Origin of the sequence: Paenibacillus pabuli NBRC 13638 (assembly GCF_001514495.1) — a bacterium.
Classification (GTDB): domain Bacteria; phylum Bacillota; class Bacilli; order Paenibacillales; family Paenibacillaceae; genus Paenibacillus; species Paenibacillus pabuli.
On record NZ_BCNM01000026.1, the window covers coordinates 1 to 24,820 of the forward strand.

The following is a 24,820-nucleotide window of genomic DNA, read 5'->3' on the forward strand; positions in this document are numbered from 1 at the left end:
CCCGTATGTATCGGGCCCTCTCGGTATTAATCTATTTAGCGCTTCAGCAAATTTAATTTATGAATTTCTTGAAGTCTAGTTCATATACTGCATAATCGTCTTTGCCATCATAAAGAAAAACAACCTCGACCGGTTTTTCAAAGTCGATTTCTTTCCCAGGAACAAATATAGTATTTGCTTCTTCTCTCGTATATTTTTCTTCTGATGCCACTACACCTTTGTAGTAGGATACATTTTCCTTAGAGGATGTGGTAATGTACCCATCACCGCCCGGCTGTAAAACCGTATCGCCTTGCCGCAGAACAATATGGAAGTTTCTAAATGAATCAGCAAATTTTCTATAAGCAGTAGACTGGATAATAACAGTTTCCCCTATATCAGACTTCTTTCTTAACTCTTCAACGCTTATTTGATCCATTTTCTGTGCAGCTTGGTACGCCTCGCGAACAATAACTGATTGTGGGCTGTAAATTGAAACTAAAGGTGGATACTCTTGAGCTGTTGATAAATGATTTTCTTTCAGTGTTAGTCCTAAATCTTTTTAAATAGTGAGAGTAATCGTATCCCTCAAATTTTTCTGCTTTGTTTTTCAGCGACTCTATTACGTAGTCACTCGGATGATAAAAACGATCATATGTCGTGACTTCTTTGTCCTCAATTTCAACTGCGCTAACTTCATTTGAATTGCTTAATGATTTAGTTAAGACTGCAATTCCAATTATCAAAACTGCCGCCGCTATTATAGACCAGAATATAATGTTTCCTTTTTTAGTATCCATGCTTACTGGTCAGTCAACTTCAGCGCTTCATCAATTAGCTTTAATTCTGCTTCGTATTTAGAGATATCAGCATCATACTCTGACAGTCTTTGTTCCGAAATTTTTGCCGCAGTTTCATTCCCTGTGGACTTCAATTCTTCAAGTGCCGATGCGGTTGTTTCTCTAGCCTTTTTTAATGGATTAATGACGTTATTCACTTTACTGTCCCGAAGTTCTTGCAGGCTTGATTTTGTGTATCCGATATATTTATTTGTTGATGAAACTGGCAATTGTTCTGAAGCATCATTAGCACCTAATACAGGCGTGTTATCTTTAATAGATGAAGTTACAATGATAGTCTTTCCTTCCACTTTTACCTCAGCCCCCAATGATTCGGAAAGGGCTCGCGCTGGAACGTTTGCCTTACTATCAATGACAGCTCCCTTATCCGACAATTTTTTACCATCAACTACAATTGTGTATTCACCTGTAACCTTTTTTCCTACAAGCGATTTGACCTGATCAGCAAACGCCCCTGCGGTTGTCGAAAAAACAATCCCTAAGATAATACCACCAGCGATATATGCAACCTTGTGTGAAAACCTCTTCATGATTCTACCTCCGTAATGGTGCAATTTACCTATTATGATACATTACGGGGTAGTTGTCGTAAAGGTTCCGCCACCAGTATTCTGCTGATTCGCCAAATTCCCATGATTATGATGAGCAGTAGTGACACTGTGTCTGTGATTATTGAAACTTGCTCTCAGGGTGTCTATTTTATCGTTTAGTGATGATATTTCAGATATCAAGCCGGAAACATCTGAAATTCCGATTCCATAGATAAATCCACTTCTAAACGTAGCAGTTCCTCCAAAGGAAACTGCCCCCTGCAACCTTATAGGATTTCCCGTATTATTTGAACCAAGCCATAGATCATTGCTAAATATAGTTAACTGGCCTGAGTTCTGATATGAATTGATTTCCCCTGCAAAAGCCCCCCCTGATCCGTAAAGAGAAATAGCCGCTATTCCATCATCTGAATCAGTATTGATTCTAATCCTATTTCTATTATTAGAGTCATATGTTCGAAATCCACTTGCATCTTGCTCTACACGTCTGCCTATTGCTGCTGTACGGATCAAAGCGCCGGTAATCGTACCACCATTAATATTTGTACCTGTAATAGTAGAAGCAGTAATAGAGCCTGAGAAGTTCGCACCTACTGCCGACATAATCCCGCCTGAAGTAACTGTGAACATCCCATTGCCTACGTTGATGGAAGAACCAACGATTGCCCCATTTTTGAAGTTGGAGTATTCAATATTGGCGTAGTTCGCTGTTAAGCTGTTCCCAATCAAATCACCTTTCATGTTAAGTCGGAAAGGTGCGTTATTAAAAGATGATGCCCCGGCCGAAATACCATTCATGTTAATCTGTACAATGTCCTCGCCGCTACCAATCAGCATAGATACAAAGTTACCAAGTTGACCTATTACTTGCTCCGCCACTACACCACCCGCTGTTATAGCAGCTCGAATTGTTTTCCATCCATCAGTGGATATCCCAAGACCTTTAGAAGTAAATCTGACTTGTTCTAAGGGATTGGTTTTCTCTTGAGCCAATATACCGCCTTCTGGTGGATAGATCAGTTCGGTTTTGCTGTTGTTGATATCAATAACTGCCTGTTTCGCAAACGATTCAAAAACATCCGTTCGAATCTTTCCGTTTGAAAACAGATTGTTGGTGATATTTTTGTTTCGCTCCAAATCGCTGATAATATCATCGTAATCTCTTAAATTGAGATTGGATATCGTCGGTTCAGCATGCTTGTCCATACTGTATGGATACTCTGTCAGTTCAGTGATACGGGCTTTTAGCCGGTTCATGCCCATATCTGGGTCGATACACATGACATCATCACCCAAATGAGGTTTTGGTTCAGTGCGATCGATTTTGAACAAGTCTGCCGTGGATATGGTTGCCTCCAGAGAAACTACCTCTTGTTCAAGCAACGCTTTACGTGTAGCCTTCAGCAACTACTCTGCTTCTTCAATATCCTGCTCGATGATCTCCCCATCATAAAACGGAACCGAATCGCTCGCCCAGTACTGTGCAAAAGGAGATACGAGGTAGTTGACCGCGAGTTTACCATTAACAATCGTTCCTGGTATGCTCGACAATAAACTTCTTTCCAGATCCGTCAGCAAGGATGCATCCATGCCGATAAACGTCCGACCATCTTTCATTTGAGCATGCATCCGGGTAACAAGAGATTCGCCTTTGTCTTTGAATGAGCTGGATACGATATTCTTTTTAAGCCGGTACTGCAATCCGTGGTCTGAACCTATTCTCTTTTTGAGATTAATCACAAAATTGTTGGGTTCTACCTCGCACTCGTACATATCAATGATTTTATTCAGGGCTTCAAGACAAGTTCCTCGGCCAAAGTCCTTCACGTCATGTAAATCAAACGTATCGTGGATCATGAATGTGAATCTCCCGCCAGTAGCTTTTGTAATTAAGTCTGTAAGCTCGTTGAGATGCACGCCATACGCTTCGTCGATGTATGAAGCATAAGGGAATTTGAAGTCATTAAGCTTGAACATGACATGATTACAATAGATTGAAGCCATTAGCTTCAGGCCTTCGCGTGACCGGCTCCTGGACTGAATTACATAAAATTGGCCACGCTCATCTTGAACGTGGCCCTTGATTGCTATTTTTTCTCTATAGTCTTCACTGGTCATTGGCACCATAAAGTTTAATTCATAATCGCTATTTATCCGTCTTCTTCGTTGGATCTCATGGCTATCAATCAGTGTTCCTACACGTCGAAGATTCTTGTCGAAGACTTGCATAGTTGGGTTAGGCATATTTCACCTCAATATTAATAAAGAAATTTGTCACGATGTGTAATCCTCATCAGCACTGTTCGTCCTGTTTCCGGGTCAGTCCAGGTCAAATTATTTTCACCGAGATTTAAATAAAAGAAGTCTCCGTTGTATAGATGCGAAACATTTTGACCGTTGCGAGTGATTTTGAATTTATCTGTATCAATAACGATCTGATCCCCAGGATTAAACACGTCTTCGAATTCGATATAATCCACATGATATCTGGAGGCTACAGCAATCATTCTCGCTTCTCCGGACATTTCAGATCGCATGTTTATTTCACGGATGAAGTCGCCGCTTATCCGAGCCTCACCCGACATAGGCAGAGCTTCCAATGCGTATTCTCGCGTGAAATCCCCTTGGGCCTGCGCTTCCCCGGACATATCAGATGAAAGAGATAGCTCCATTGCATACTCCAACTTTCAGCGGATTTTAAAGCGTGCAGAGTTAAGTGAATATCTATATCTACGAATTCATTCTCTCAGGCACACTTATGCTGTCCTTTATGCTTGAAAGCTGGTGCAGACATTAAATTAGTTCAAAAACAACTCGGTCATGGAAGCATACAAATCACTTCTGATATATATGCTCATATCTCCAGAAAGTTAGAGCAACGGAATATCGACAGATATGAACAGATATCAACAATACACCTCCAGCATTCTTGGTTCGAAAGATCAAAATGGGGGGCGTTTGGGGGACACTCCTTAATAGAAGTAAATCCCCATTCAAACGTCCCCCATTTAAACCCTTAAAAAACCCCGTTGCTACAAGGTGTTTTCAATTAGTACAACGTGATATATTGATCGCGTTCCCATTGGTGGACTTGTGTACGGTACATATCCCACTCAATTTCTTTCAGTTCGTAGAAGTGAGCCAGGGCGTGGTCGCCGAGAGCATCACAGATGACTTCGCTGCGAATCAATTCGTTCAATGCTTCTTTCAGGTCAGCTGGCAAGCTTGGAATACCTTCTTCCACACGCTCTTCTTCTGACATGATGTAGATGTTACGGTCAATTGGAGCTGGTAAGGAAAGCTCACGTTTGATTCCGTCCAGACCTGCTTTCAACAAAACAGCCAAAGCCAGGTAAGGGTTAGCAGCCGGATCCGGGTTACGAACCTCAACACGTGTACTCAGACCACGGGAAGCTGGAATACGGATCATTGGGCTACGGTTACTAGCAGACCATGCTACATAACAAGGGGCTTCATAACCTGGTACAAGACGTTTGTATGAGTTCACAGTTGGGTTAGTAATTGCTGCAAACGCACGCGCATGCTTCAGAGTTCCAGCCATGAAGTGACGTGCAGTTTTGCTCAGACCCAACTCGTCCGACTCATCAACGAATGCGTTCTCACTGCCTTTGAACAAGGATTGGTTGCAGTGCATACCGGATCCGTTCATCCCAAACAGTGGTTTAGGCATAAAGGTAGCATGTAAACCATGCTGACGTGCAATCGTTTTGACAACGAGTTTGAACGTTTGGATCTGGTCTGCTGCTTTCAGAGCATCAGCATATTTAAAGTCGATCTCATGCTGACCTGGAGCTACCTCATGGTGGGAAGCTTCAATTTCAAATCCCATCTCTTCAAGTGTAATAACGATGTCACGACGACAGTTTTCGCCAAGATCCGTAGGCGCAAGGTCGAAATAACCACCTTGGTCATTCAGTTCGTTAGTCGGGTTTCCTTTTTCGTCTGTTTTGAACAAAAAGAACTCGGGTTCAGGACCAACGTTGAAGGAAGTGAATCCCATTTCTTCGGCTTCCTTCAAGACACGTTTTAAGATGCCACGTGGATCTCCTGGAAACGGATTACCATCCGGAAGATATACATCACAAATCAGGCGTGCAACACGGTTCTCTGCAACCCATGGGAAAATAAGCCAAGAATCTAGATCTGGATAGAGGTACATGTCGGACTCTTCAATACGTACATAACCTTCAATGGAAGATCCATCAAACATCATTTTGTTATCCAAAGCCTTTGTAAGCTGGCTCACAGGAATCTCAACGTTTTTGATAGCTCCAAGTAAATCGGTAAATTGCAATCGAACGAATCGTACATTTTCTTCTTTCGAAATGCGGAGAATGTCTTCTTTTGTATAACTCACTATAACCTCTCCCTTTCTTATCTGCGTATTTGGCTTGCCTGTTATATTTGTACATTAGAAAGTTGCATGGGTCAAGGAGACCATCTCCCGAAAAGCAGGATTTACCCCGACCTCCGAGGTTATACGAACTTATTTTTTATTAAAAAAGCGGGAAAGCTCTCCCTGAATGAGAGATACTTGTCCAGGTCTCTTACCTGACACCAGTTGTTGTTTCAACAAACGGTGCAGCTGGGAGTCCGACAACTCTCTGCGCTTCACTTCGGTATCAGGTGTAATAACCGTCGCTTCTTCGGATTCTTTGGATACTGGATTCATCACTTGCTTGATACCAGCAATGTTAACCCCTTTTTCAATCAAAGCCTTGATCTCCAACAATCGTTCTACATCATTAAAAGAGAACAAACGCTGATTACCTGACGTTCTCGCAGGAACAATCAAACTGTGCTGCTCATAATAACGAATCTGACGCGCGGACAGATCCGTAAGTTTCATTACAATACCTATCGGGAATAAGGCCATATTTCTGCGAATTTCGTCACCCATCATTCATCAACCTTCCAGTCATCTATTCTTCACCCTATTGTACATTTAGTTATTACTAAGTGTCAATGATGTGTTAGATAAACTCACAATAATTTACGATCTTTCATCGTCTGCAGCGCCATCAAAACGCCATATTTGACATGAGAGTATGTTAATCCACCTTGCATATAGCCAATATAGGGCTCACGAATAGGCGCATCTGCAGACAATTCCAGACTTCCGCCCTGTATGAACGTACCTGCCGCCATAATGACAGGGTGCTCATAACCGGGCATGTCCCACGGTTCAGGAACCACATGACTATCTACGGCAGCAGCCCGCTGTATCCCTTGCACAAAGGCAATTAAATGCTCTGCTGAACTAAATTGAACAGCCTGAATCAAATCGGTACGCGTCTCATTCCATGCCGGTTTGGTCACAAATCCGGATGCGGCAAACATCGCTGCAGCGAATGTGCTACCTTTAATGGCCTGTCCAACAATTGTCGGCGCCATGTAAAGTCCTTGGTAGATGCCGCGGGTCGTGCCTAACATTGCCCCTACCTCACCACCAATTCCAGGAGCAGTCAGACGATATGCCGCCAATTGCACATACTTTTCCTTCCCGCATATGTATCCTCCGGTTTCCGCCAGACCTCCACCGGGGTTCTTAATCAGGGAACCTGCCATCAGATCTACTCCAACTTCTGTCGGTTCACGTTCTTCCGTAAACTCCCCATAACAGTTATCCACAAATACGATGACATCTTCCTTGATTGCCTTCACACGCGCTACCATATCAGCAATTTCTTCAATGCAGAAGGAAGATCTCCAATCATATCCTCTGGAACGCTGAATACCGATGACTTTGGTCGCTTTATTTATACTTTTCTCCACGGTTTCCCAATCGACTCTGCCGTCTGCCAGCAGAGCCGTCTCTTGGTAGCCAATGCCAAAATCACGTAACGATCCTGTCCCGTCTCCAGGCTTGCCAATCACTTTATGCAATGTATCATAGGGCTTCCCTGTAATGTATAGCAGCTCGTCACCTGGACGGAGCACACCGAACAAAGCGGTAGCAATGGTATGGGTTCCTGATGCAAAATGAGGACGGACCAACGCTGCCTCTGCACCAAATACATCTGCATACACTTCATCGAGCACTTCACGCCCACGGTCGTTATAAGCGTAACCAGTTGAACCTGCAAAATGAAAATCACTGACTTTTCTACGCTGAAAAGCATCGATTACTTTCCATTGGTTATGATCGGTGATACGGTCAATCTGTTGCAATTGCCCTTCGATCTGGCGTTCAACCTGTTGTTGAAGTTCACTAATTTCTGAATCAAAGCTTGCCATCTTGCTTCATTCCCCTTTATAGCACGTATCTAACGTCAAATATCAAGCACCGTGTCAACTTATCATACAAACATGTCATCTATATTACAGTTGTATAAAATCTTCAAGTAAGTAACCAAATTTCTCATATTCACCTTTTTGCAGTTCCACTTCATAAATGACGTCATTCTCTTCAAAAGTGGTTTCAACAACATCCCCAATTTTGTAAAGTACAGACGTAAGATCTCCACGTTCAGCCGGAATACGGAACCGCTTCGTATCACCCGTCAGTTCTCCTTGGATCAGCTCCCGAATTTTTTGCAAATCATCTGGATCGAGCGCACTCACTTTGATATGGTCTTTATCCAATGGAAGCATTTCAAGCTGCTCTGGAGTACATGCATCCTTTTTGTTGTACAACACCAACTGCGGCTTGTCCCCTGAACCCAATTGTTGCAAAATCGTGTGTACGGTTCTCATCTGGTCTTCGCGCATAGCGGATGATGCATCCACCACATGCAGAATAAGATCTGCTTCATTCACTTCCTCCAGCGTTGCCCGAAAAGCTGCAATCAGATCATGGGGGAGGTTTTGTATAAACCCTACCGTATCGGTCAGTACGATTTCTTTGCCGCTTGGCAGTTCCATTGTCCGTGATGTCGGATCAAGTGTGGCAAAAAGCTGGTTTTGGATATACACATCTGCTGCGGTTAATTGTTTAAGCAAGGTTGATTTGCCGGCATTTGTATATCCTACAAGGGCAACCTGTACGATACCCGTTTTTTTGCGGCGTTCCCGGTGCAGCTTGCGGTGACGTGTCACTTCTTCCAGATGACGCTTCAAGTCATCAATGCGACCACGAATATGCCTGCGATCTGTCTCGAGTTTACTTTCACCCGGTCCTCGTGTTCCAATACCGCCGCCGAGTCTGGACAAATTCTTACCGTGACCCGACAAACGTGGGAGCAAGTAGCTCAATTGAGCCAGCTCAACCTGAATAATACCTTCTCTCGTATTGGCACGCTGTGCAAAAATATCCAAAATAAGCTGGGTACGGTCAATAATTTTGAGATCCAGCGCTTCTTCCAGATTACGAACCTGAGCACCAGACAGTTCCTGATCAAAAATAGCTGTTGTTGCTCCCATTTCCTCAGCCACGGCCCGGAGTTCCTCCACTTTCCCCTTACCAATAAACCATTTGGTATCCCGTGTTTCCCGGTTCTGAGACAGTACACTCAGCACTTCCACACCTGCTGTTTCGGCAAGCTTCACCAGCTCATCTAGAGAGTACTCCGGGTTAATACCCGAACGTTTAACTTCATCCGTAATCAGACTCACCAATATGGCCCGATCTTTTTTCACCATATCTGTATCATGTGTGCCATTTGTCATCGTGTATATTCACTCCTTCTTTTACGCATCTGCATATATTTATTGCCACCATCATTCTCATGGCATACTTTAAGCCGAACCGGTTAACCCGGCCGGCTGCTTTAAAAATTATATTATCGCTTACTTTTGTTCAAACTTCAAATCCTCTGTACGAATGGTCATCAGCTCCAGTTTTCCCGGATTACCCTGCGTATACTGCTCCAATAATCGAACTGCCTGGTGGCGAATGGCACGTTCAATGGCATTTCGGACATATCGTGCATTGCTGAACGCATGCAGAGACTCATTTTTTTCCTGGAGCAGATGCTGTTTTAATTTGAGTATGGTCTGCGGCATAAGAATATAGTCACGTTCCTTGGCCATAATCTCGGAAATCTGAATTAACTGATCAATACTGTAATCTGGAAATTCAACCTGAATCGGAAAACGGGAAGGTAACCCCGGATTCGTCTGCAGAAAAAAATCGATCTCTTCCGAATATCCTGCAAGGATAAGAATGAATTGATTCTTATTATCTTCCATGGACTTTACAAGTGTATCGATCGCTTCCTTTCCAAAATCCTTTTCACCACCGCGAGCCAAACTGTATGCCTCGTCAATAAACAAGATTCCACCTAATGCCTTTTTGACCAAATCTCTCGTTTTTTGCGCCGTATGTCCGATGTATTCTCCAACCAGATCTGCCCGTTCCACTTCAATTAGATGCCCTTTGCTGAGTACACCCATCTTCTGAAACAGCTTTGCCACAATCCTCGCCACTGTTGTTTTGCCGGTTCCCGGATTGCCTTTGAAAATCATATGATACACGTGCGCTCCACTTAGCAGTCCTGCTTCGGTACGCATCTGGGCAATCTGTAAGAAAGCATAGATTTCGAATACCAAATCCTTGATATTTTCAAGTCCAACCAGCTGCTCCAGTTCACCTTGAATCTCCTGAAAATGTGCATGCTTGGCTAACCCTTTTGCAGCCTGTATTGCTGTCTCTTCTTCTTTGAGCAGCATCTGAGGCTCCTGGTTACGCAAAACTACATTAATTTGTCTGGATGGTCTGCCTCCCGGTTGCCCTCCTGCAGCCATGACCCGTCCGTTCATTCGCCATCACCTCTATTTTATCGGGCTGAACTCTCCTGATTATTAATGTATTCTATCAGGTGCTCTAATATTAGAAGGATGACCAAGAATTCTAAGACGGGTTAATCATGAATCAAATATGAATATTTTTTCTGAATTCTCCGTTTTCGAACAAGGTCTTTCGATGCTTCAGCGACAATTGGAAATAAGGAAATACATGGGCATCAATGGCATGCAGCAAGTCCTTGGCTGTCCGATTGGCCAGGTCGTAATCCCCTGTCGTAATATGCTTACGAGAAAGCGCATCTTCAAGTTCATCTTCGTCCAGCAAAAATACTTCTCCATCTTTCAGGACGACAACATCCAGATAAAGGTCATCAAACCAAGGAACACCCTGATCGGTAATCCCTTGGCTGCGGCATGTATCAATGTACCACTCAACGATCCGCTCCTGATCATCAAACATGGCCGTAACCACAAAATGTTCCCCTTTGGGATAATACTGCAACCAGGAATAGCCTTTATCTGCAATGCAGAAGGTGCTTCCTCCATAGGTTTTCCACAATGGCTCTTTTAAATCTTGTATCGTGTACAATGTAATGTAACCTGTGAAAATTTTGGATTGAACGAACCGGCATGTAAATTGTCGGTTCGTAATCCGGCGCCAGTTCGCGCGGTCCCCGAATTTCCGTTTCATACGAACCCCTCTTTGCCGACCACAGGTCCGTGACCTGCTGATATTGGTGAACAGCGAATAACGTCCGCATTATCGACTCCATCTGTTCCTGGATCCGCTTTGCACAACGTATTACGAATAGTTACAGCTTACCATATTTAAGTTATACACTCAAAATCATGCTTTGTCCCACTGCTCAGCAGATCCAGTCTATTTGCAGATGTCTTTAAAAACAAAAAACCTGCTTCGCCGAAATTTCGGGAAGCAGGTTTATAGATAAAACTATATCTTTCTTTTAACCACCAGTTCCGGATTGAGCATCTACTGGAGCATCAGTCTCTCCCGTAGTACCATTGCTTTCCCCGTCAGGTGTAACTACCTCACCCGGTGTTGATATGGAACCATCACCCGAACCCTCGCCAGTACCCGGATCTGTTGTTCCCTGTCCTGGCGGGGTGCTTCCGTCTCCCGGTTGACCATTACCTTGACCCGGTCCACCATTGTTGCCGTTATTCCCATTACCGTTTCCGGAATTTCCGTTACCATTGTTGCCATTCTCATTTCCATTACCATTGCCATTATTACCTTCAGTACTTCCATTCCCCGGCGAACCGTTGTCCGGATTTTCTGTTCCTGGCTGTCCTGTTTCCGGTTCCGTTCCTGGCTCCGTGCCCGGATCTGGCTGTTCCGGTTCCAATTCTTCTGCTTCAATCATTAGCGATATCGTATTGGAAGGATCCGTCTCCACTCCTGAAGCCAGATCAAAAGCTGTCACATAATACTCATACGTGAGACCAGGGAGTGCACTTAGATCTTGCGCACTGGTCGAACCAACTGCATCAATGAGATGCGTGAACTGTCCCTCAGATGTTTCTTTTCTGTAAATCCGATACTGTGTCGAGGAATCCCCCGTTGCAGACCAATTCAACGATACCGTCTGTGTAGATGGATCATAAGCACCATTCAGTCCACTCACTGAAAGTGCTGGTTGCTCTGGTTCTTTTTCCGGCGGAGGTGTCTGGGCTCCTGCTGGAGCCTTGAAGTCCTTCACAGGAACGCCTTTCAACGCATCCCCCATCACTTTGGCAAAGAACGCCGCTGACAGCTTACTGCTGTTCTTGAGCATATGGGATGCATCCGGATTGTCGTAACCCATCCATACTGCAGCAGTCCATTCTGGCGTGTACCCGACGAACCAAACATCACGGTTGGCACTGTTGCCGGAAATACCACTTTGAACGGTTCCAGTCTTACCAGCCACCGGTCGATCCAGACGTGCGGAACGACCTGTACCGTCATTGACTACGTTTTGCAGCATCTGGGTCAAGGAATACGCATTTTGCTCACTCATCACACGCGTAGTATCTGACTTGTCGTGTTTATAGGTCGTTTTCCCTGAACTATCCTTAATCTCCTTAATCGCATACGCCTTCTGGTACTCACCCAGATTGGCAAAAGCACTGTAGGCTTGCGCCATTTCCAGCGTATTCGTTCCTTTGCTAAGACCACCCAGCGCGATCGCTAGGTTTTTGTCTTCATCTGTAAGCTGGATGCCTACACTTTTTGCAAATTGAACACCTGTGTTTACACCAATTTTGTTTAACAGCCACACTGCCGGAATATTCTCCGATTTTGTAATGGCATCCGTCATGCTAATTGTTGAAGAATACCCATGCAAGTTACCCGGACAGTAATTTCCAAAGCATTGCTTTTCATTACTGAGAGGTGAGTTTGCATTGTAATCACCTGATTCAAGAGCCGGCGCATAAGATACAATCGGTTTAAATGCCGAACCAGGTTGTCTGCGGCTCTGTGTTACCCGGCTGTAGCCCTTCGTTTGATAATCCCGTCCGCCCAGCAAAGCGACGAGACTGCCATTTTCATGGTTCATGATTACCATGGAGCCCTGGACCGGTTGATCATCTTTGCTTGATTCAAACAGGCTATCATCCGAGAATGCACTCTCCATCGCCGTTTGAGCTTGAGCATCCATCGTCGTATAAATTTTGTATCCGCCAATATTCAGATCATCTTCCGTTTTACCTGACACACTTTCAGCTTCACGAAGAACATAATCGATAAAGGCTTGGTACTTTTGCTCTTTCTCAGGTGGAGTATATTTATAATCAACCTCTTTGGCTTTATCCATTTCTGCCTTCGTAATGTAGCCTTGTTCGTACATCAACTGTAATACCACACCACGCCGTGCTTTGGAATCGTTTGGATTACTCAGCGGGTTGTAAGCAGATGGCCCTTTTGGCATGGCTGCCAAGGTTGCAATTTGCCATAATTTCAAATTATTGAGATCGGTAACTCCAAAATAAAATTCAGATGCAGCCTTGATCCCGTAACGCTGATGACCGAAGAAAATCCGGTTCAGGTACATCGTAAGAATTTCGTCTTTTGTGTATTTGCGCTCCAATGCCATCGCAATGGAAACTTCCGTTGCTTTACGGAAGAATGTCTTGTCACGAGACAAGAACATATTTTTTGCAAGCTGCTGGGTCAGCGTACTGCCGCCCTCCACCATGGAGCGGGCCATGACATCTTTGACCGCCGCCCGTCCGATGGACCAGATATCCACACCCTGATGCTCGTAAAAACGTTTATCCTCTGTAGCAACAAAGGCTTCCTTGAGCAATTTCGGAATAGCGTCACTCTCTACCGGCTCCAGCTTTTTGATGGATAACTCACCCATGAGCTGTCCGTTGCGGTCATATACTTTTGAAGTTTCATTGATTGTTGTTTTGTCCATATTGGCTTTGAGCAGATTTTCACCGCTCACCATAATAAATAAATATCCACCAAGTGCACAGAATATGGCGATTGCCATGGTGAAAAACAGTGTCCATCCAACGCGTTTACCCGTAATTTTTTTCTTTTTAGAGGTCTTTGGCTTCGCTTTTTTGGTTGACTTGTTATTGCTGTTGCGATTGTTAGACCTCGACAACGGATCGTTTGGCATGTTACCTCCTGACTCCCTTTCGGATGCATAATTTCTATTCGTCTGTTGGCGCAAGCTGGAATTAAGCTTATTTTGCCCGGAATGAAAAGAACAACCCTTATTCAGGTTGCTCTGTTTCAATTCCTATACATGTAGACGAAATGGTTGATAAAAAGGTTTCGACATTTTTTAAGCTTCGCCGTTGTTATCTTGCTGCATCAGCGATACGCTGCGTTGCGGCGTGAACGTGGAGATGGCGTGCTTGTAGACCATTTGCTGGCGTCCGTCGCTGTCAATGACGATCGTAAAATTGTCAAATGCCTTGATCGTTCCGCGGATTTGAAAGCCATTGGTCAGATAGACCGTTGCTGGAATGTTTTCTTTCCGCAGTTGGTTCAAGAACGTATCTTGGATGTTGATGGACTTGTTCATTAGCCGTACCCCCATTGGTTCATTTGAATTCGTGTTTAAGTAATATTCAATATCGCTGAGTAGCTTTCGTGCTATTATATCATGAACAGTTTCATATAATCCACAAAAACCCCTTGTCTGCTATTTGCACCTATGCGCGAGTTTCGCTTGCAACTAGAAGACTTATCCATTATACACCGCTTGTCAGAATTGCAAAAGAGGAACAAATTCTTACTTCCCCAAAGCTTTTCATCCCCTCTTCCTGATCTGTTAACATTTCTCCTTCATCCTAGGATTACGGAATATTCCCCTATTTTTTCCCATCATTGATTAGAAGTTTCAGGTATGTATTGGTCCTGGACAGAACGATAATTACCCAGATCAGCGCGCTATTAAACTTGCAATCGCGAAAGCAACTAATCTTGCATACGACTCCAATTACCCCCTCTTTTAATAACATTATTTTCCTGAAAAAAATAAAGAACCGCTACCTTTTATTTCAAAAGATAGCGGTCCTAAAGTCCTGAATATCAGGTGCGAAAGACACCTTTATATTCAATCAAACTTACGCTTGATCATCTCACATACATGGGTATAATTTCCATTAAAATCTTCGGTATCCGTCATATCCACCCATTCAATGTCCTTCATATGCCGGAACCAGGACAATTGCCGCTTGGCAAAACGACGCGTATCCCTTTTAAGCCACTCTACCGCAGCCTCCCAACTTACTTCACCTTGAAGATAAGCCGCAATTTCCTTATAGCCGAGTCCCTGCATGGAGATATGTCCTCTCGCTACGCCGCGCTCCAGTAAAGACTTAACCTCATCTACCAGCCCCTGCTCGATCATAAGATCAATTCGCTCTTCCACTCGGGCATACAGCTTCTGACGATCCATTGTCAAACCCACAATGAGCAGGTCGTATGGAGATTCTTTTTTCTGGGAAGCCAGCTGCTCGGACAACTTCTCCCCTGTGAGGTGATAGATCTCCAGCGCACGAACAATTCGGCGCTGGTCATTCGGATGCAGTCGTTCTGCACTAACCGGATCAATGACCCTCAGCTTATCATGTAACGCCTGCGGGCCATGCTGCTCTGCATAACGGAACTGTTCATCCCGAAACGCTTCATCCGAGCCGCTGTCCGAGAATTGAAAGCCGTAACATACCGATTCAACATACAGACCGGTGCCACCAACAATAAAGGGCAACTTGCCGCGCTCATGGATTTCCCCAATCAGACGTGTGCAGCTCTCCTGAAATTCTGCCACGGAATAGGGGTATTCCGGTTCATGGATGTCAATGAGGTGATGAGGCACCCCATTCATTTCATCGCGAGTAATTTTGGCCGTCCCGATATCCATTTCGCGATATACTTGCATGGAGTCCCCCGAAATAATCTCGCAATTAAATGCTTGGGCTAGCTCAATACTCATTCTCGTTTTGCCTACAGCTGTCGGTCCGACCAGCACAAGCAGCTTCGGTTTAACTTCCGCTTTCAACATTAATCACTCCGTACAGTGTTTTTGCATTGCCCCGGTCGTGCACTTCAAAACCGAGTCTCGTAAACTCCGCGCTGCCGCGCTTCTCTTTCATGACTACCCGCTTGCGGGCAACCCGTTTCGCTTCAATAACACTCTGTTCATCCAGTGCACTTGGATTCGCGTAATCTCGCAAAGGCTGGATGGCGCTTGAATCGAGCATCGGTTCACGAAACATCGGATCGAAATAAACCGTGTCACAGCTTCGGTCTGGCAAGGATCGCAGCAACTCAAGATGATTCGCATGCCGCAGCTCAATGCGCCGGAAAGCTTCGTTTACCGCAGGCTTAATGCTCTCATATTGAGACATACCCTCTACTAATAGCGTGTACAGTGGGAGGGAACTTTCACAGGCGATAACCCGACCACTTTCACCCACTGCCACCGAAAACACCAAAGCATCGGTACCGAGACCGGCAGTACAATCGATAATGGTATCCCCTTCCAATACGGCTCCCGCCTCCAACATCGGATCTGCCTCTCCCCTTAACACACGTTTGGCCCGCACAAATCCCATACTGGGGTGAAACTCAAGCAGTGGTGAATCCGGACGAAATAAACGGACTTTACCCTGAAGCACAACGATAATCTCATCTATCCCATAATGTGCGATCAGTGCAGGTAGAGACATTTTTTTACGCGGTACATAGGTCCCCCCCGTTGTTTCCGCAAGGTTTCGCGCACGTTCCACAAGGTGGCCTGCTTCCTTTTCACCGGTTGTAATATACATGACTTCCTCCTAAATAGCTACATGACCCGTTTGAACAATTTCTCCAGATCATAGGTTGAAAATGACACCACAATCGGTCTCCCGTGTGGACAAGTATACGGTTGACGGCAAGAACCAAGACGCTGAATCAACACTTCCGCCTCCTGATCCGTCAGTTTCTGATTGGCTTTGATAGAAGCCTTGCAAGAACACATAATGGACGCCGCTTCTCGCATCTTGGCAACATCAATACTACGTTCGCTTAGCACCCATTCTGCCATCTCCTCAATAATGTCTTTCTCATCCCCCTTGGGAAACCAGAACGGATGGGAACGCACCCGGAAGGTCTGCCCGCCAAAATGCTCCAGGTACACACCTGCCTGCTCGAACCAAGCCAGCCTCGCTTTGAGCTTTTCCGTCTCGGAAGGGGTGAACTCCAGCGTAATAGGCAGCAACAGCTCCTGTGAAGCCTGAGCCGGATTACCAAACTGCTCGTAATAATACTCATAATTCACTCGTTCATGCGCGGCATGCTGATCGATCAGATACAGACCATCCTGATTTTGAGCAATCAAGTACGTCCCATGGTGCTGCCCAATCAGACTTAGTTCGGGAAACGCAGGCATGGAAACATCCGATTTAATGGCAGATGCCAGCCTTGCTGGGTCCGGTAAACTCGGAGCCTTCCAGCTTCTTTCTCCTTTTGTACCAGCCGCAGATGGATTATAAGACGAACGTCGTTCTCTCACCGGAGAATCCACTGAATTGGAACGATAAGCAGAAGCAGATGGCCTCCTATCCTCAGCTGAAGGTATGGCATCTTGCGAAGCATGATCTGCAGCATCACCGGTACTTTCACTCACTGGAGAAGCTGGATCACTATGGGAATTCTCGTCAGGACTATAATTTTGCTTCAGAACATTAGATCCTAGATCCCCGCTCAACATCCCGAATGGATCATAGGATGGTGGTATTTCGGGTGGAGCTTCGGGCAAAGGCGGTGTCTGACCCTCCATGTTCCGATCCGTACCTGACTGCAGATCAGCCGGAGCATCCAAATCCAGATCATCATCCTCCGAAGCCATTTTACCGGGTTCAGCATGTTTCCCCAGCGGACCCTGCTGCCCGTAACCTGCGGATTCAGTTTCTTCCTTTAGCGGCCCTCTTGGGAACAGAAATTGTTCTTGGATAAAGGAACTATTATCTCCACGTCTGATTTGCTGTTTCGTTACCTGTGGAATGAGCACTTCTTTTCGCAATATTCCACGCAGTGTTGTTTCTATAAACTCGTACAACTCCGCTTCCTTGCTGAAACGAACCTCCAGCTTCGCCGGATGCACATTCACATCGACAAGGGACGGGTGCATCTCCAATTGCACTACGACAAGTGGAAACCGATTAATAGGCAGCAAGGTATGATACGCCTTCAGAATAGCCTGATTGAGCCCATAATTTCGAATGTATCGTCCGTTTACAATGGTCGACATACCGCCACGATTAGCACGAGTCCATTCCGGCAGACTGATCAGCCCGCTCACACGATAGTCCAGACTTTCTCCCTGAATGGGGAGCATGGCTTTGGCTGCACTTGTGCCATAGATCGCTGCAACCACTTGCAGCAGATCCCCGTTGCCCAGCGTCTGAAGCAGCGTATTTTCATTATGACGCAGTGTGAACGAGATGTTAGGATGAGATATGGCCATGCGATAGAGAACATCCGAGATATGTCCCAGCTCGGTCTGGATCGTTTTCATATATTTAAGCCTGGCTGGCGTATTGAAAAATAGTTCTTTTACCTCAAAGTCAGTGCCTTGGGGTGAGGTTCCATCCTCATGTGAGAGAAGTTTGCCGCCCTCAATCACGATTCGGCGCCCTCGCCCGTCATTCCCGCTGGCCGATAACACTTTCACTTTGGAAACAGCGGCGATACTCGCCAAGGCTTCACCCCGGAATCCAAGACTTGTGATCTGAAACAGATCGCGACCATGAGCTATTTTACTGGTTGCATGACGATAGAAGGCCTTCTCCATATCCTCAGGTTCGATACCGGAACCATTGTCTTTAACCCGAATACGAAGCAGCCCGCCCTCTTCCACCGTAACATCAATCTTGGAGGCGCCTGCATCCACCGAGTTTTCGAGCAGCTCCTTAACGACTGAAGCAGGTCGTTCAACCACCTCACCTGCCGCAATCTGGTTGGCAATATGTTCATCAAGCACATGAATTTTCGCCACAGGTTTTCCCTCCCCTATACTCAGGATAATTGCTGTGCCTTCAATTTGAGATCATTCAATATCTGCATCGCCTGAAGCGGGGTCATGTTCATCACATCAATATCCTTCATATTGCGAATAAACTCCCGGGCAGGTTTGTCAACAGCAACCACCTCTGCCTGTTTCGGAGCTACGCTAGGCTCGTCATCACCAAAGATGGACAGTTGAACCACGTCCGCATGTTTGGAGCCTGTCTGCTTCTTGCTGGCTGATTTATGGGCTTGCTGCTGGTCTGATGAATCCTCAATTAAAACACCGAAGTCAACCTTCTCCACAGTCTCATGTTCCCGTATTAATGAGGAATGGTCTGTAGACTGAAACTTCACGCCATGAACTTGTTCATCCAGTTGTCGCTTGTCATTCCCGGCAAATTCACTTCCAACGGCAACTTGAGCTGCGGCATGCTCAAAACCATGCAGCAGTCCATTTGCCCGCTCGATGATGCTATCCGGCAGACCTGCAAGTCGTGCACAATAAATTCCGTAACTGCTGCTGGCAGCCCCGGCAATCAATTTGCGGAGGAAATTAACCTTGTCCCCGCTCTCCTGAACGGCCATGGAGTAGTTCGCCAACTTGTCCAGACTTTCCTCCAGATGAGCAAGCTCGTGGAAGTGTGTGGATACAAGCGCTTTACAGCCAATGACATCATGCACATATTCAATCACGGACTGCGCAATCGCCATGCCTTCACTGGTGGACGTCCCCCGTCCCAATTCGTCGATAATAATCAGACTGCGCGGTGTTGCTTTATCCGTCATGACCTGAATGTCGGCCATCTCGACCATAAACGTACTCTGTCCCCCGATGAGATCGTCTGCCGCACCAATCCGTGTGAAAATACGATCCATGATCGGTACCTCAGCTTGTCCAGCCGGCACAAAACAGCCGATCTGCGCCAGAATCGAAATCAGCGCCACTTGCCGCATATAGGTACTTTTCCCGGCCATATTCGGACCGGTAATCAGCAGAATTTGAGCCTCTTCCTTGCGCATGGCTGTATTATTGGCAATAAAAGCTCCGTCTCGCATCACGGCTTCAACCACCGGATGACGACCTTGTTCCACAACCAAATTGTAACCATCGGTTAATGTAGGCCGTACGAAATTACGTTCCGCACTGATCACGGCAAAGGACTGATACACATCAATCTCCGCGACTAGTTCAGCCAGCTTTTGCAGCCTGGCGATCTCCTGATTAAGCCGTTCCCGCAATTCGGCGAACAAACCGTACTCAATATCAACCATTTTGTCCTGAGCTTCCAGAATCAGTGTCTCTTTCTCTTTCAGCTCTGGCGTAATGTAACGCTCTGCATTGGCCAGTGTCTGCTTCCGTTCGTAACGCCCTTCCGGCAGAGAAGCCAGGTTCGACTTGGTAATTTCGATATAGTACCCAAATACTTTGTTGTAACCGATTTTCAACGAGCGAATGCCGGTCGCCTCACGCTCTCTGGCTTCCAGTTCTGCAATCCACTGCTTGCCATTGACCGAAGCCTCCCTGAGTTCATCCAGTCGCTCATGGTATCCTTCACGAATTAAACCGCCATCACGAACCGACACCGGCGGCTCATCAACGATAGCCTGACCGATTGCATCACGCAGATCACTGCAATCATCCATAATGCCAGCAATATGCTGTAACGTCGTGGATGGAGAATCCGCACAATACTGACGGAGCCCCGGAATTTTGTCCAGTGACAGCTTCAGTGCATTCAGATCCCGACCGTTGGCGTTACCAAAAGCAATACGGCCTACCAGACGTTCCAGATCATAGATGTCTTTGAGTTCTGCACGCAGATCCTCCCGCAATATAAACTGGTTATACAGCGTGTCTACCGCTTCCAGACGCTCATTGATTTTGCCTTTTTGCAGCAAAGGTTTATCGACCCAACGACGCAGCATTCGTGCACCCATGGACGTCTCTGTCCGATCCAGCAGCCACAGTAACGAGCCTTTTTTGGAACGCTCACGGACGGTTTCCACCAGTTCCAGATTACGCCGAGTAAACGGGTCCAGAATCATAAAGTGATCCGGCTCGTACGTTGAAACCTGTGTCAGCTGTCCAAGGGAGCGTTTCTGTGTCTCACTTAAATAGGAGAAGAGGCGTGCGATACAAGCTTGACGCTCAGGCTCCAGACGTGCCCATACTGCTTCGCCGAATTGCTGCCGCACTAGATCTTCCTTACTCTTCGTCCACGGCGTATACACCACAGGACGACCGATTGGAGACGCCTGGGCAGCTACTGTATCCAGTAATGCAGCATCCCCCACCAGTTCCGAAGGTTCGTAGATCCCAATCTCGTCCTTCAGCCACTCCTGGGAGTATGGGACTGAGGTTACGTAGAGCTCTCCGGTAGACAAATCGCAGGCAGCCAGTGCAAGTGTGTTCTGGTTCCCTGTCAGGCATACCATATAGTTGTTGGACTTGTCCCCCAATGTTTTGCCTTCCATGACTGTTCCGGGTGTAATGACCCGTACAATTTCACGACGTACCATGCCTTTGGTTACGGTTGGATCTTCCATTTGTTCACAAATAGCGACCTTGTATCCTTTTTCAATCAAGCGCTGTATGTAATTGTCAGCCGAATGATAAGGCACGCCGCACATCGGAATTTTATCTTCTCCCCCGCCTGCGCGTGCTGTTAATGTAATCTCAAGCTCACGGGAAGCATTGACCGCATCCTCAAAGAACATTTCATAGAAATCACCTAATCTAAAAAAAAGAAAAGCGTCCTGCGCTTCGGCCTTCACTTGCAAATATTGTTGAATCATTGGCGTATACTGAGCCATGAGTATCCTCCATCCGCTCCTATGATGTCAGGAAGAGACGCTGACCCGGAAGGAGCAATAAGGCGGTCAGGCACTTTATTCGTGCCTCCGCCTCATGTTTCGGCCATCCGCCGCTTTCCCTCACAGGTTGCTGTTCCATTTCTCCCATAACGATGATCAAAATTGCCTTAATTCTCATTATACCAAAAAAGTGCCCACTCTTCATGAACCTGCTCGAATATTCCAGAGTTTACGTATATCCCGACTCTCATCCCATGTCCTCCCCTGTCTTAATTGGCTAATTAAGGGAGCCGCATAACGTTCATAGCGCTCATAATCATCCATTTGTATCAAGTCATCCAGCAGGGCCGATATAGGTGCCTGCATGATTTCACGGTTTCCTTCATAAAAGGCGGTATGGATTGCCGTCTTCGCCAATGGACGTTGACGGAGTTTACTATAGCCTCTAGCAATAAGACCAGCCAGAGCAACGACACCTTTGGCAACCAGAGGAGATACCAGAAAACTTGGTAATGTGCGGTATTCGAATCCACCGTAGGATTTCAGCCGAAAATCACCCAGCGCCCCATACCGTGGACGTCTCGCTGAACCTCGCGGGTCCTGAAGAATGGCAAGCGGCAAAGCGAGATAATTGTCCAGAGCACGCAGCAGTTCCCCGTTCAGTGTCACGCCACTGAAATGAACATGTCCGCCAAGCGGCAATCCTCGCTGGGGCATCCCCCCTGCCTGCCAAATCAACGAATGGTCGCTAATGCTGCGTGAGGCTGCCGCAAAGGCCCTCATCAGATGAGCCAGCAGTTCACGCGGCTCGGAACTGGGCGCTGGACGCAGTTCAGCCACAGGGTATATTCGCCGCCCGCCGATCGTAACGGAATCACAGCCTGCTACACCTGTTCGTTCCAGAAATCGGGAGGCCGGAACGATTTTGGATTCCGGCATCTGCACAAGCAAGAACTCGGGATCCATTCCAAGTATAGGTGCTGTATTTCGCTGCCGCTCTTCATCCAGTGCAGACTGGAGTTGTTTCCAGCCTGCACGGTACATGGCAGAGAGGTCCGTCATCCCCTTCCACGGCCTCGGATCAATGGAGATGACGGCGCAGCCGCTCTTTCCTGTGGCCTCCAGCCTTACAGCACCATGATCCAGTCCAACGGTGTATACGGTTTTGACGGCAAGCCGTTCAATGCGTTTGAACAACGTCGAAGCAGCCTCGGGGTCCAGCACACTTTCCTGCGCTCCACCCATGCCGCTGGTATCTCTTCGTTTGATTCGGATCGCTTTCAGGCAGCATATCTCTACATCGTAACGCACGCGCAGGCCTAACTCACGGGAACGCCTGCTATGCGAGGACATCACTTCAATGCCGGATCGCTTCAGGCGATCTGTCCGCTCCCTAGGGAGCATGCGTTCATATCGGCGCACTGCCTCCTCAGCCTCTTCCATCACATTCATCTTGTCCCTCCTTCCCAACCACCCCAAAATGAAAACATCTCCACAAGGTGGAGCCTCCCATCGAGGCATATTTCAACGTACATTCGGTAGCACGTAGATCCTATAAATAATTATGAAAAAAGAGGGCTTGCGCCCTCTTCGCTGCCGCTTCCGGCGCATATAATGCCTTAACTAATCGTTCTAGTGCGATGAAATTACAGTTCATCGTCCAGCAGGTCGGGATCGAGATCATCATAATCTCCATCACCACTGCCATAGTCATAATCCTTGTCTTCGTAATCTCCACAACCATCCGTGCACACTTTCACACAAACTTTAGTCTCGGCGACCAGCTCTACAGCGAATTCCCGTTCCACCCGGATAATTACGCTGCCTCCACCTGCCGACACCGCGGCTTCCACACAGCTAGGTTCCTGCGTTGCATCCGCAGATACCTCTACTGTGGTGGCCCGGTGTTTCGGGTCCAGATAGGACAAAGGCACATGTTCTACATACGACACTGTCTCTTTGGCTACATCCGTCTGCGAATTTTTGTCATAAGAATACCAGATGTTGATATCGTAAGTACCAATAACTTCAATTCCGTCCCCCGCTGACACAGCTTCATATTGGTGGTTGATAATCCAAGCCCCCAAAATACTGGTCGGACCATTAGGCGGAGTCACGGTATGTGTTACGGTAGAGAACTTACGACCTTTGCCGCAGATCGCCTTCGTGATGATCTCTCTACATTGATGTTTATGACTCAATGACATCTTTAAACCTCCTCCATACAATCATTCACTACAAGTGTATGCAGGGCATCCGTCTAGGGTGACAACTATTTTCTATTATTCGTTTGTAGATTGGGACCGGTCCGTAATCGGGGACGGCGCTTTGTCCTTCTTCGCGATTTTCAGATACAGCGCGAGTTCCCGGCACAGCTGGAGAATCGCGGAGCGAATCTCGAATTCTTCCCTTGTATCTGGCAGATCCATTCGCCTGAATTCTTCCTGCACATCTGCGAGAAGTTTTTCGGTTCGTCCCGTATAAGATTCGGTCAACACATCCTGGCTAAGCTGATCGAACAGCTCGGACACCATCTCCGCATGCGGCATCTTCTGATAGATCTGGGATACCAGATGCATCATATGCTGGATGGAATCCAGCTGCGTTTTGCGCATATAAAAGTAAACACTCCAGCCCTCGTTCGGGTGGATGACCTGATTCTCCAATGAACGTTTGGCTGCTTCAATTCCGCCAAGCACAGCCTTGTCGGCTTCTATCAGTTCTTTTCCTGCCCAGACTTCGTTGGGATTTCGCAATGTGGCTGCAAACTCCTTGAAGATGACCGAGAATAATTCATCGATCCTTTTGCGGATACGCAGCATCTGCGGATCAGCAGCCGGCATGTAGGCCAGATTGACCACCATTGCGGAACCAAGGCCGACCAACAGCAATCCAATTTGCACCAGAACGACATGGACGTCCATTTCTCCGCCGCCAAATACCCGAAACACTACGACAGACCCCGTCACAATGCCTTCCTTGAATCCTGCCCGTACAATAACCGGAAACGCAATCAGTATGTAGACCGCCAGCACCCAGTAATGGAAGCCAAGAAAGTGAAAAAGTACACTTGCAAATAAAAGCCCCACTACAGAAGCGAAGAATCGGGCAGATATGGTACGAATACTTCTTTTTCGAGTGACGTCAACGCCCAGAATGGCGAGCAAACCCGCCGATGTTGGTCCAGGCAAGCCGCACCAGTCCGCAATCAGCACGGCCATCAGCGCGGCTATTGCGGTTTTTATTACCCTAAAGCCCATCTAACATTCCTCTCCTCTAAGCTGCAATAATTCAAAGCCAGCGATTTGCCTCTACAGATGAACACTTGTCCTACGCCTGGTAGAACGACTTTCGCATATACCATTCTCTAGTATTACTCATCCTGTCAG

Annotated in this window: 22 protein-coding genes; all 22 read right to left on the reverse strand. The window is 46.5% G+C overall.

Going from position 1 to position 24,820, the window contains the following annotated elements; translation table 11 throughout:
- Positions 1 to 52: 52 nt before the first annotated feature.
- The 22 genes from PPA03S_RS27260 to PPA03S_RS27355 all read right to left on the reverse strand — a co-directional run bounded on the left by PPA03S_RS27260 (position 53) and on the right by PPA03S_RS27355 (position 24,691).
- On the reverse strand, positions 53 to 418 hold the full coding sequence (locus PPA03S_RS27260; protein ID WP_062328147.1) for a hypothetical protein: 366 nt from the start codon (positions 416 to 418) through the stop codon (positions 53 to 55).
- Positions 399 to 779 carry a hypothetical protein gene (locus tag PPA03S_RS33470; protein WP_167666107.1) on the reverse strand — a complete coding sequence of 127 codons (381 nt, stop codon included), beginning with the start codon at positions 777 to 779 and terminating at the stop codon, positions 399 to 401. Before PPA03S_RS33470 ends, PPA03S_RS27260 begins: the two co-directional genes overlap by 20 nt.
- 2 nt (positions 780 to 781) lie before the next feature.
- On the reverse strand, positions 782 to 1,369 hold the full coding sequence (locus PPA03S_RS27265) for a stalk domain-containing protein (protein WP_062328151.1): 588 nt from the start codon (positions 1,367 to 1,369) through the stop codon (positions 782 to 784).
- Between the two features lie 42 nt (positions 1,370 to 1,411).
- Positions 1,412 to 2,797 carry a phage tail family protein gene (locus PPA03S_RS34535; RefSeq protein WP_245683746.1) on the reverse strand — a complete coding sequence of 462 codons (1,386 nt, stop codon included), beginning with the start codon at positions 2,795 to 2,797 and terminating at the stop codon, positions 1,412 to 1,414.
- Positions 2,798 to 3,508 (reverse strand): phage tail spike protein, encoded by a 711-nt coding sequence (locus tag PPA03S_RS34540; RefSeq protein WP_439955835.1) that lies wholly within the window; start codon positions 3,506 to 3,508, stop codon positions 2,798 to 2,800.
- A gap of 140 nt (positions 3,509 to 3,648) precedes the next feature.
- Positions 3,649 to 4,062 (reverse strand): phage distal tail protein, encoded by a 414-nt coding sequence (locus PPA03S_RS27275; protein ID WP_062328154.1) that lies wholly within the window; start codon positions 4,060 to 4,062, stop codon positions 3,649 to 3,651.
- Positions 4,063 to 4,439: 377 nt separating this feature from the next.
- A complete protein-coding gene (gene glnA, locus PPA03S_RS27280; RefSeq protein ID WP_062328157.1) occupies positions 4,440 to 5,768 on the reverse strand; it encodes a type I glutamate--ammonia ligase in 1,329 nt (442 codons plus the stop codon).
- Between the two features lie 129 nt (positions 5,769 to 5,897).
- Positions 5,898 to 6,311, reverse strand: a complete 414-nt coding sequence (locus PPA03S_RS27285) for a MerR family transcriptional regulator (RefSeq protein WP_024630466.1) — start codon at positions 6,309 to 6,311, stop codon at positions 5,898 to 5,900.
- 83 nt (positions 6,312 to 6,394) lie between these two features.
- Positions 6,395 to 7,648 carry a methionine gamma-lyase family protein gene (locus PPA03S_RS27290; protein WP_062328159.1) on the reverse strand — a complete coding sequence of 418 codons (1,254 nt, stop codon included), beginning with the start codon at positions 7,646 to 7,648 and terminating at the stop codon, positions 6,395 to 6,397.
- Positions 7,649 to 7,732: 84 nt separating this feature from the next.
- Entirely contained in the window at positions 7,733 to 9,019 is a 1,287-nt protein-coding gene (gene hflX, locus PPA03S_RS27295; RefSeq protein ID WP_062328162.1) for a GTPase HflX, read from the reverse strand.
- A 120-nt stretch (positions 9,020 to 9,139) separates the two neighbouring features.
- Entirely contained in the window at positions 9,140 to 10,111 is a 972-nt protein-coding gene (locus PPA03S_RS27300; RefSeq protein WP_062328165.1) for an AAA family ATPase, read from the reverse strand.
- Positions 10,112 to 10,223: 112 nt separating this feature from the next.
- Positions 10,224 to 10,787, reverse strand: a complete 564-nt coding sequence (locus PPA03S_RS27305) for a ribonuclease FAU-1 family protein (protein ID WP_062328169.1) — start codon at positions 10,785 to 10,787, stop codon at positions 10,224 to 10,226.
- Between the two features lie 274 nt (positions 10,788 to 11,061).
- Positions 11,062 to 13,731, reverse strand: a complete 2,670-nt coding sequence (locus tag PPA03S_RS27310; RefSeq protein ID WP_062328173.1) for a transglycosylase domain-containing protein — start codon at positions 13,729 to 13,731, stop codon at positions 11,062 to 11,064.
- A 168-nt stretch (positions 13,732 to 13,899) separates the two neighbouring features.
- Positions 13,900 to 14,142 (reverse strand): RNA chaperone Hfq, encoded by a 243-nt coding sequence (gene hfq / locus PPA03S_RS27315; protein WP_056689929.1) that lies wholly within the window; start codon positions 14,140 to 14,142, stop codon positions 13,900 to 13,902.
- Between the two features lie 534 nt (positions 14,143 to 14,676).
- Entirely contained in the window at positions 14,677 to 15,624 is a 948-nt protein-coding gene (gene miaA / locus PPA03S_RS27320; RefSeq protein ID WP_411835385.1) for a tRNA (adenosine(37)-N6)-dimethylallyltransferase MiaA, read from the reverse strand.
- On the reverse strand, positions 15,608 to 16,393 hold the full coding sequence (locus PPA03S_RS27325) for a class I SAM-dependent methyltransferase (RefSeq protein ID WP_062328179.1): 786 nt from the start codon (positions 16,391 to 16,393) through the stop codon (positions 15,608 to 15,610). Before PPA03S_RS27325 ends, miaA begins: the two co-directional genes overlap by 17 nt.
- Positions 16,394 to 16,410: 17 nt before the next feature.
- Positions 16,411 to 18,606 carry a DNA mismatch repair endonuclease MutL gene (gene mutL, locus PPA03S_RS27330; protein ID WP_062328181.1) on the reverse strand — a complete coding sequence of 732 codons (2,196 nt, stop codon included), beginning with the start codon at positions 18,604 to 18,606 and terminating at the stop codon, positions 16,411 to 16,413.
- A 20-nt stretch (positions 18,607 to 18,626) separates the two neighbouring features.
- Entirely contained in the window at positions 18,627 to 21,431 is a 2,805-nt protein-coding gene (mutS, locus tag PPA03S_RS27335) for a DNA mismatch repair protein MutS (protein ID WP_062328185.1), read from the reverse strand.
- A gap of 19 nt (positions 21,432 to 21,450) precedes the next feature.
- Positions 21,451 to 21,609, reverse strand: a complete 159-nt coding sequence (locus PPA03S_RS33475) for a hypothetical protein (RefSeq protein ID WP_167666108.1) — start codon at positions 21,607 to 21,609, stop codon at positions 21,451 to 21,453.
- Between the two features lie 23 nt (positions 21,610 to 21,632).
- The gene (locus tag PPA03S_RS27345; protein ID WP_245683747.1) at positions 21,633 to 22,883 is read right to left on the reverse strand and encodes a putative amidoligase domain-containing protein; all 1,251 of its coding nucleotides are present in this window, start codon (positions 22,881 to 22,883) and stop codon (positions 21,633 to 21,635) included.
- Positions 22,884 to 23,077: 194 nt separating this feature from the next.
- Positions 23,078 to 23,638 carry an outer spore coat protein CotE gene (locus PPA03S_RS27350; RefSeq protein ID WP_062328190.1) on the reverse strand — a complete coding sequence of 187 codons (561 nt, stop codon included), beginning with the start codon at positions 23,636 to 23,638 and terminating at the stop codon, positions 23,078 to 23,080.
- Positions 23,639 to 23,713: 75 nt separating this feature from the next.
- Complete coding sequence (locus PPA03S_RS27355) at positions 23,714 to 24,691, reverse strand: aromatic acid exporter family protein (protein ID WP_062328193.1); 978 nt, start codon at positions 24,689 to 24,691, stop codon at positions 23,714 to 23,716.
- Between the last annotated feature and the right edge of the window lie 129 nt (positions 24,692 to 24,820).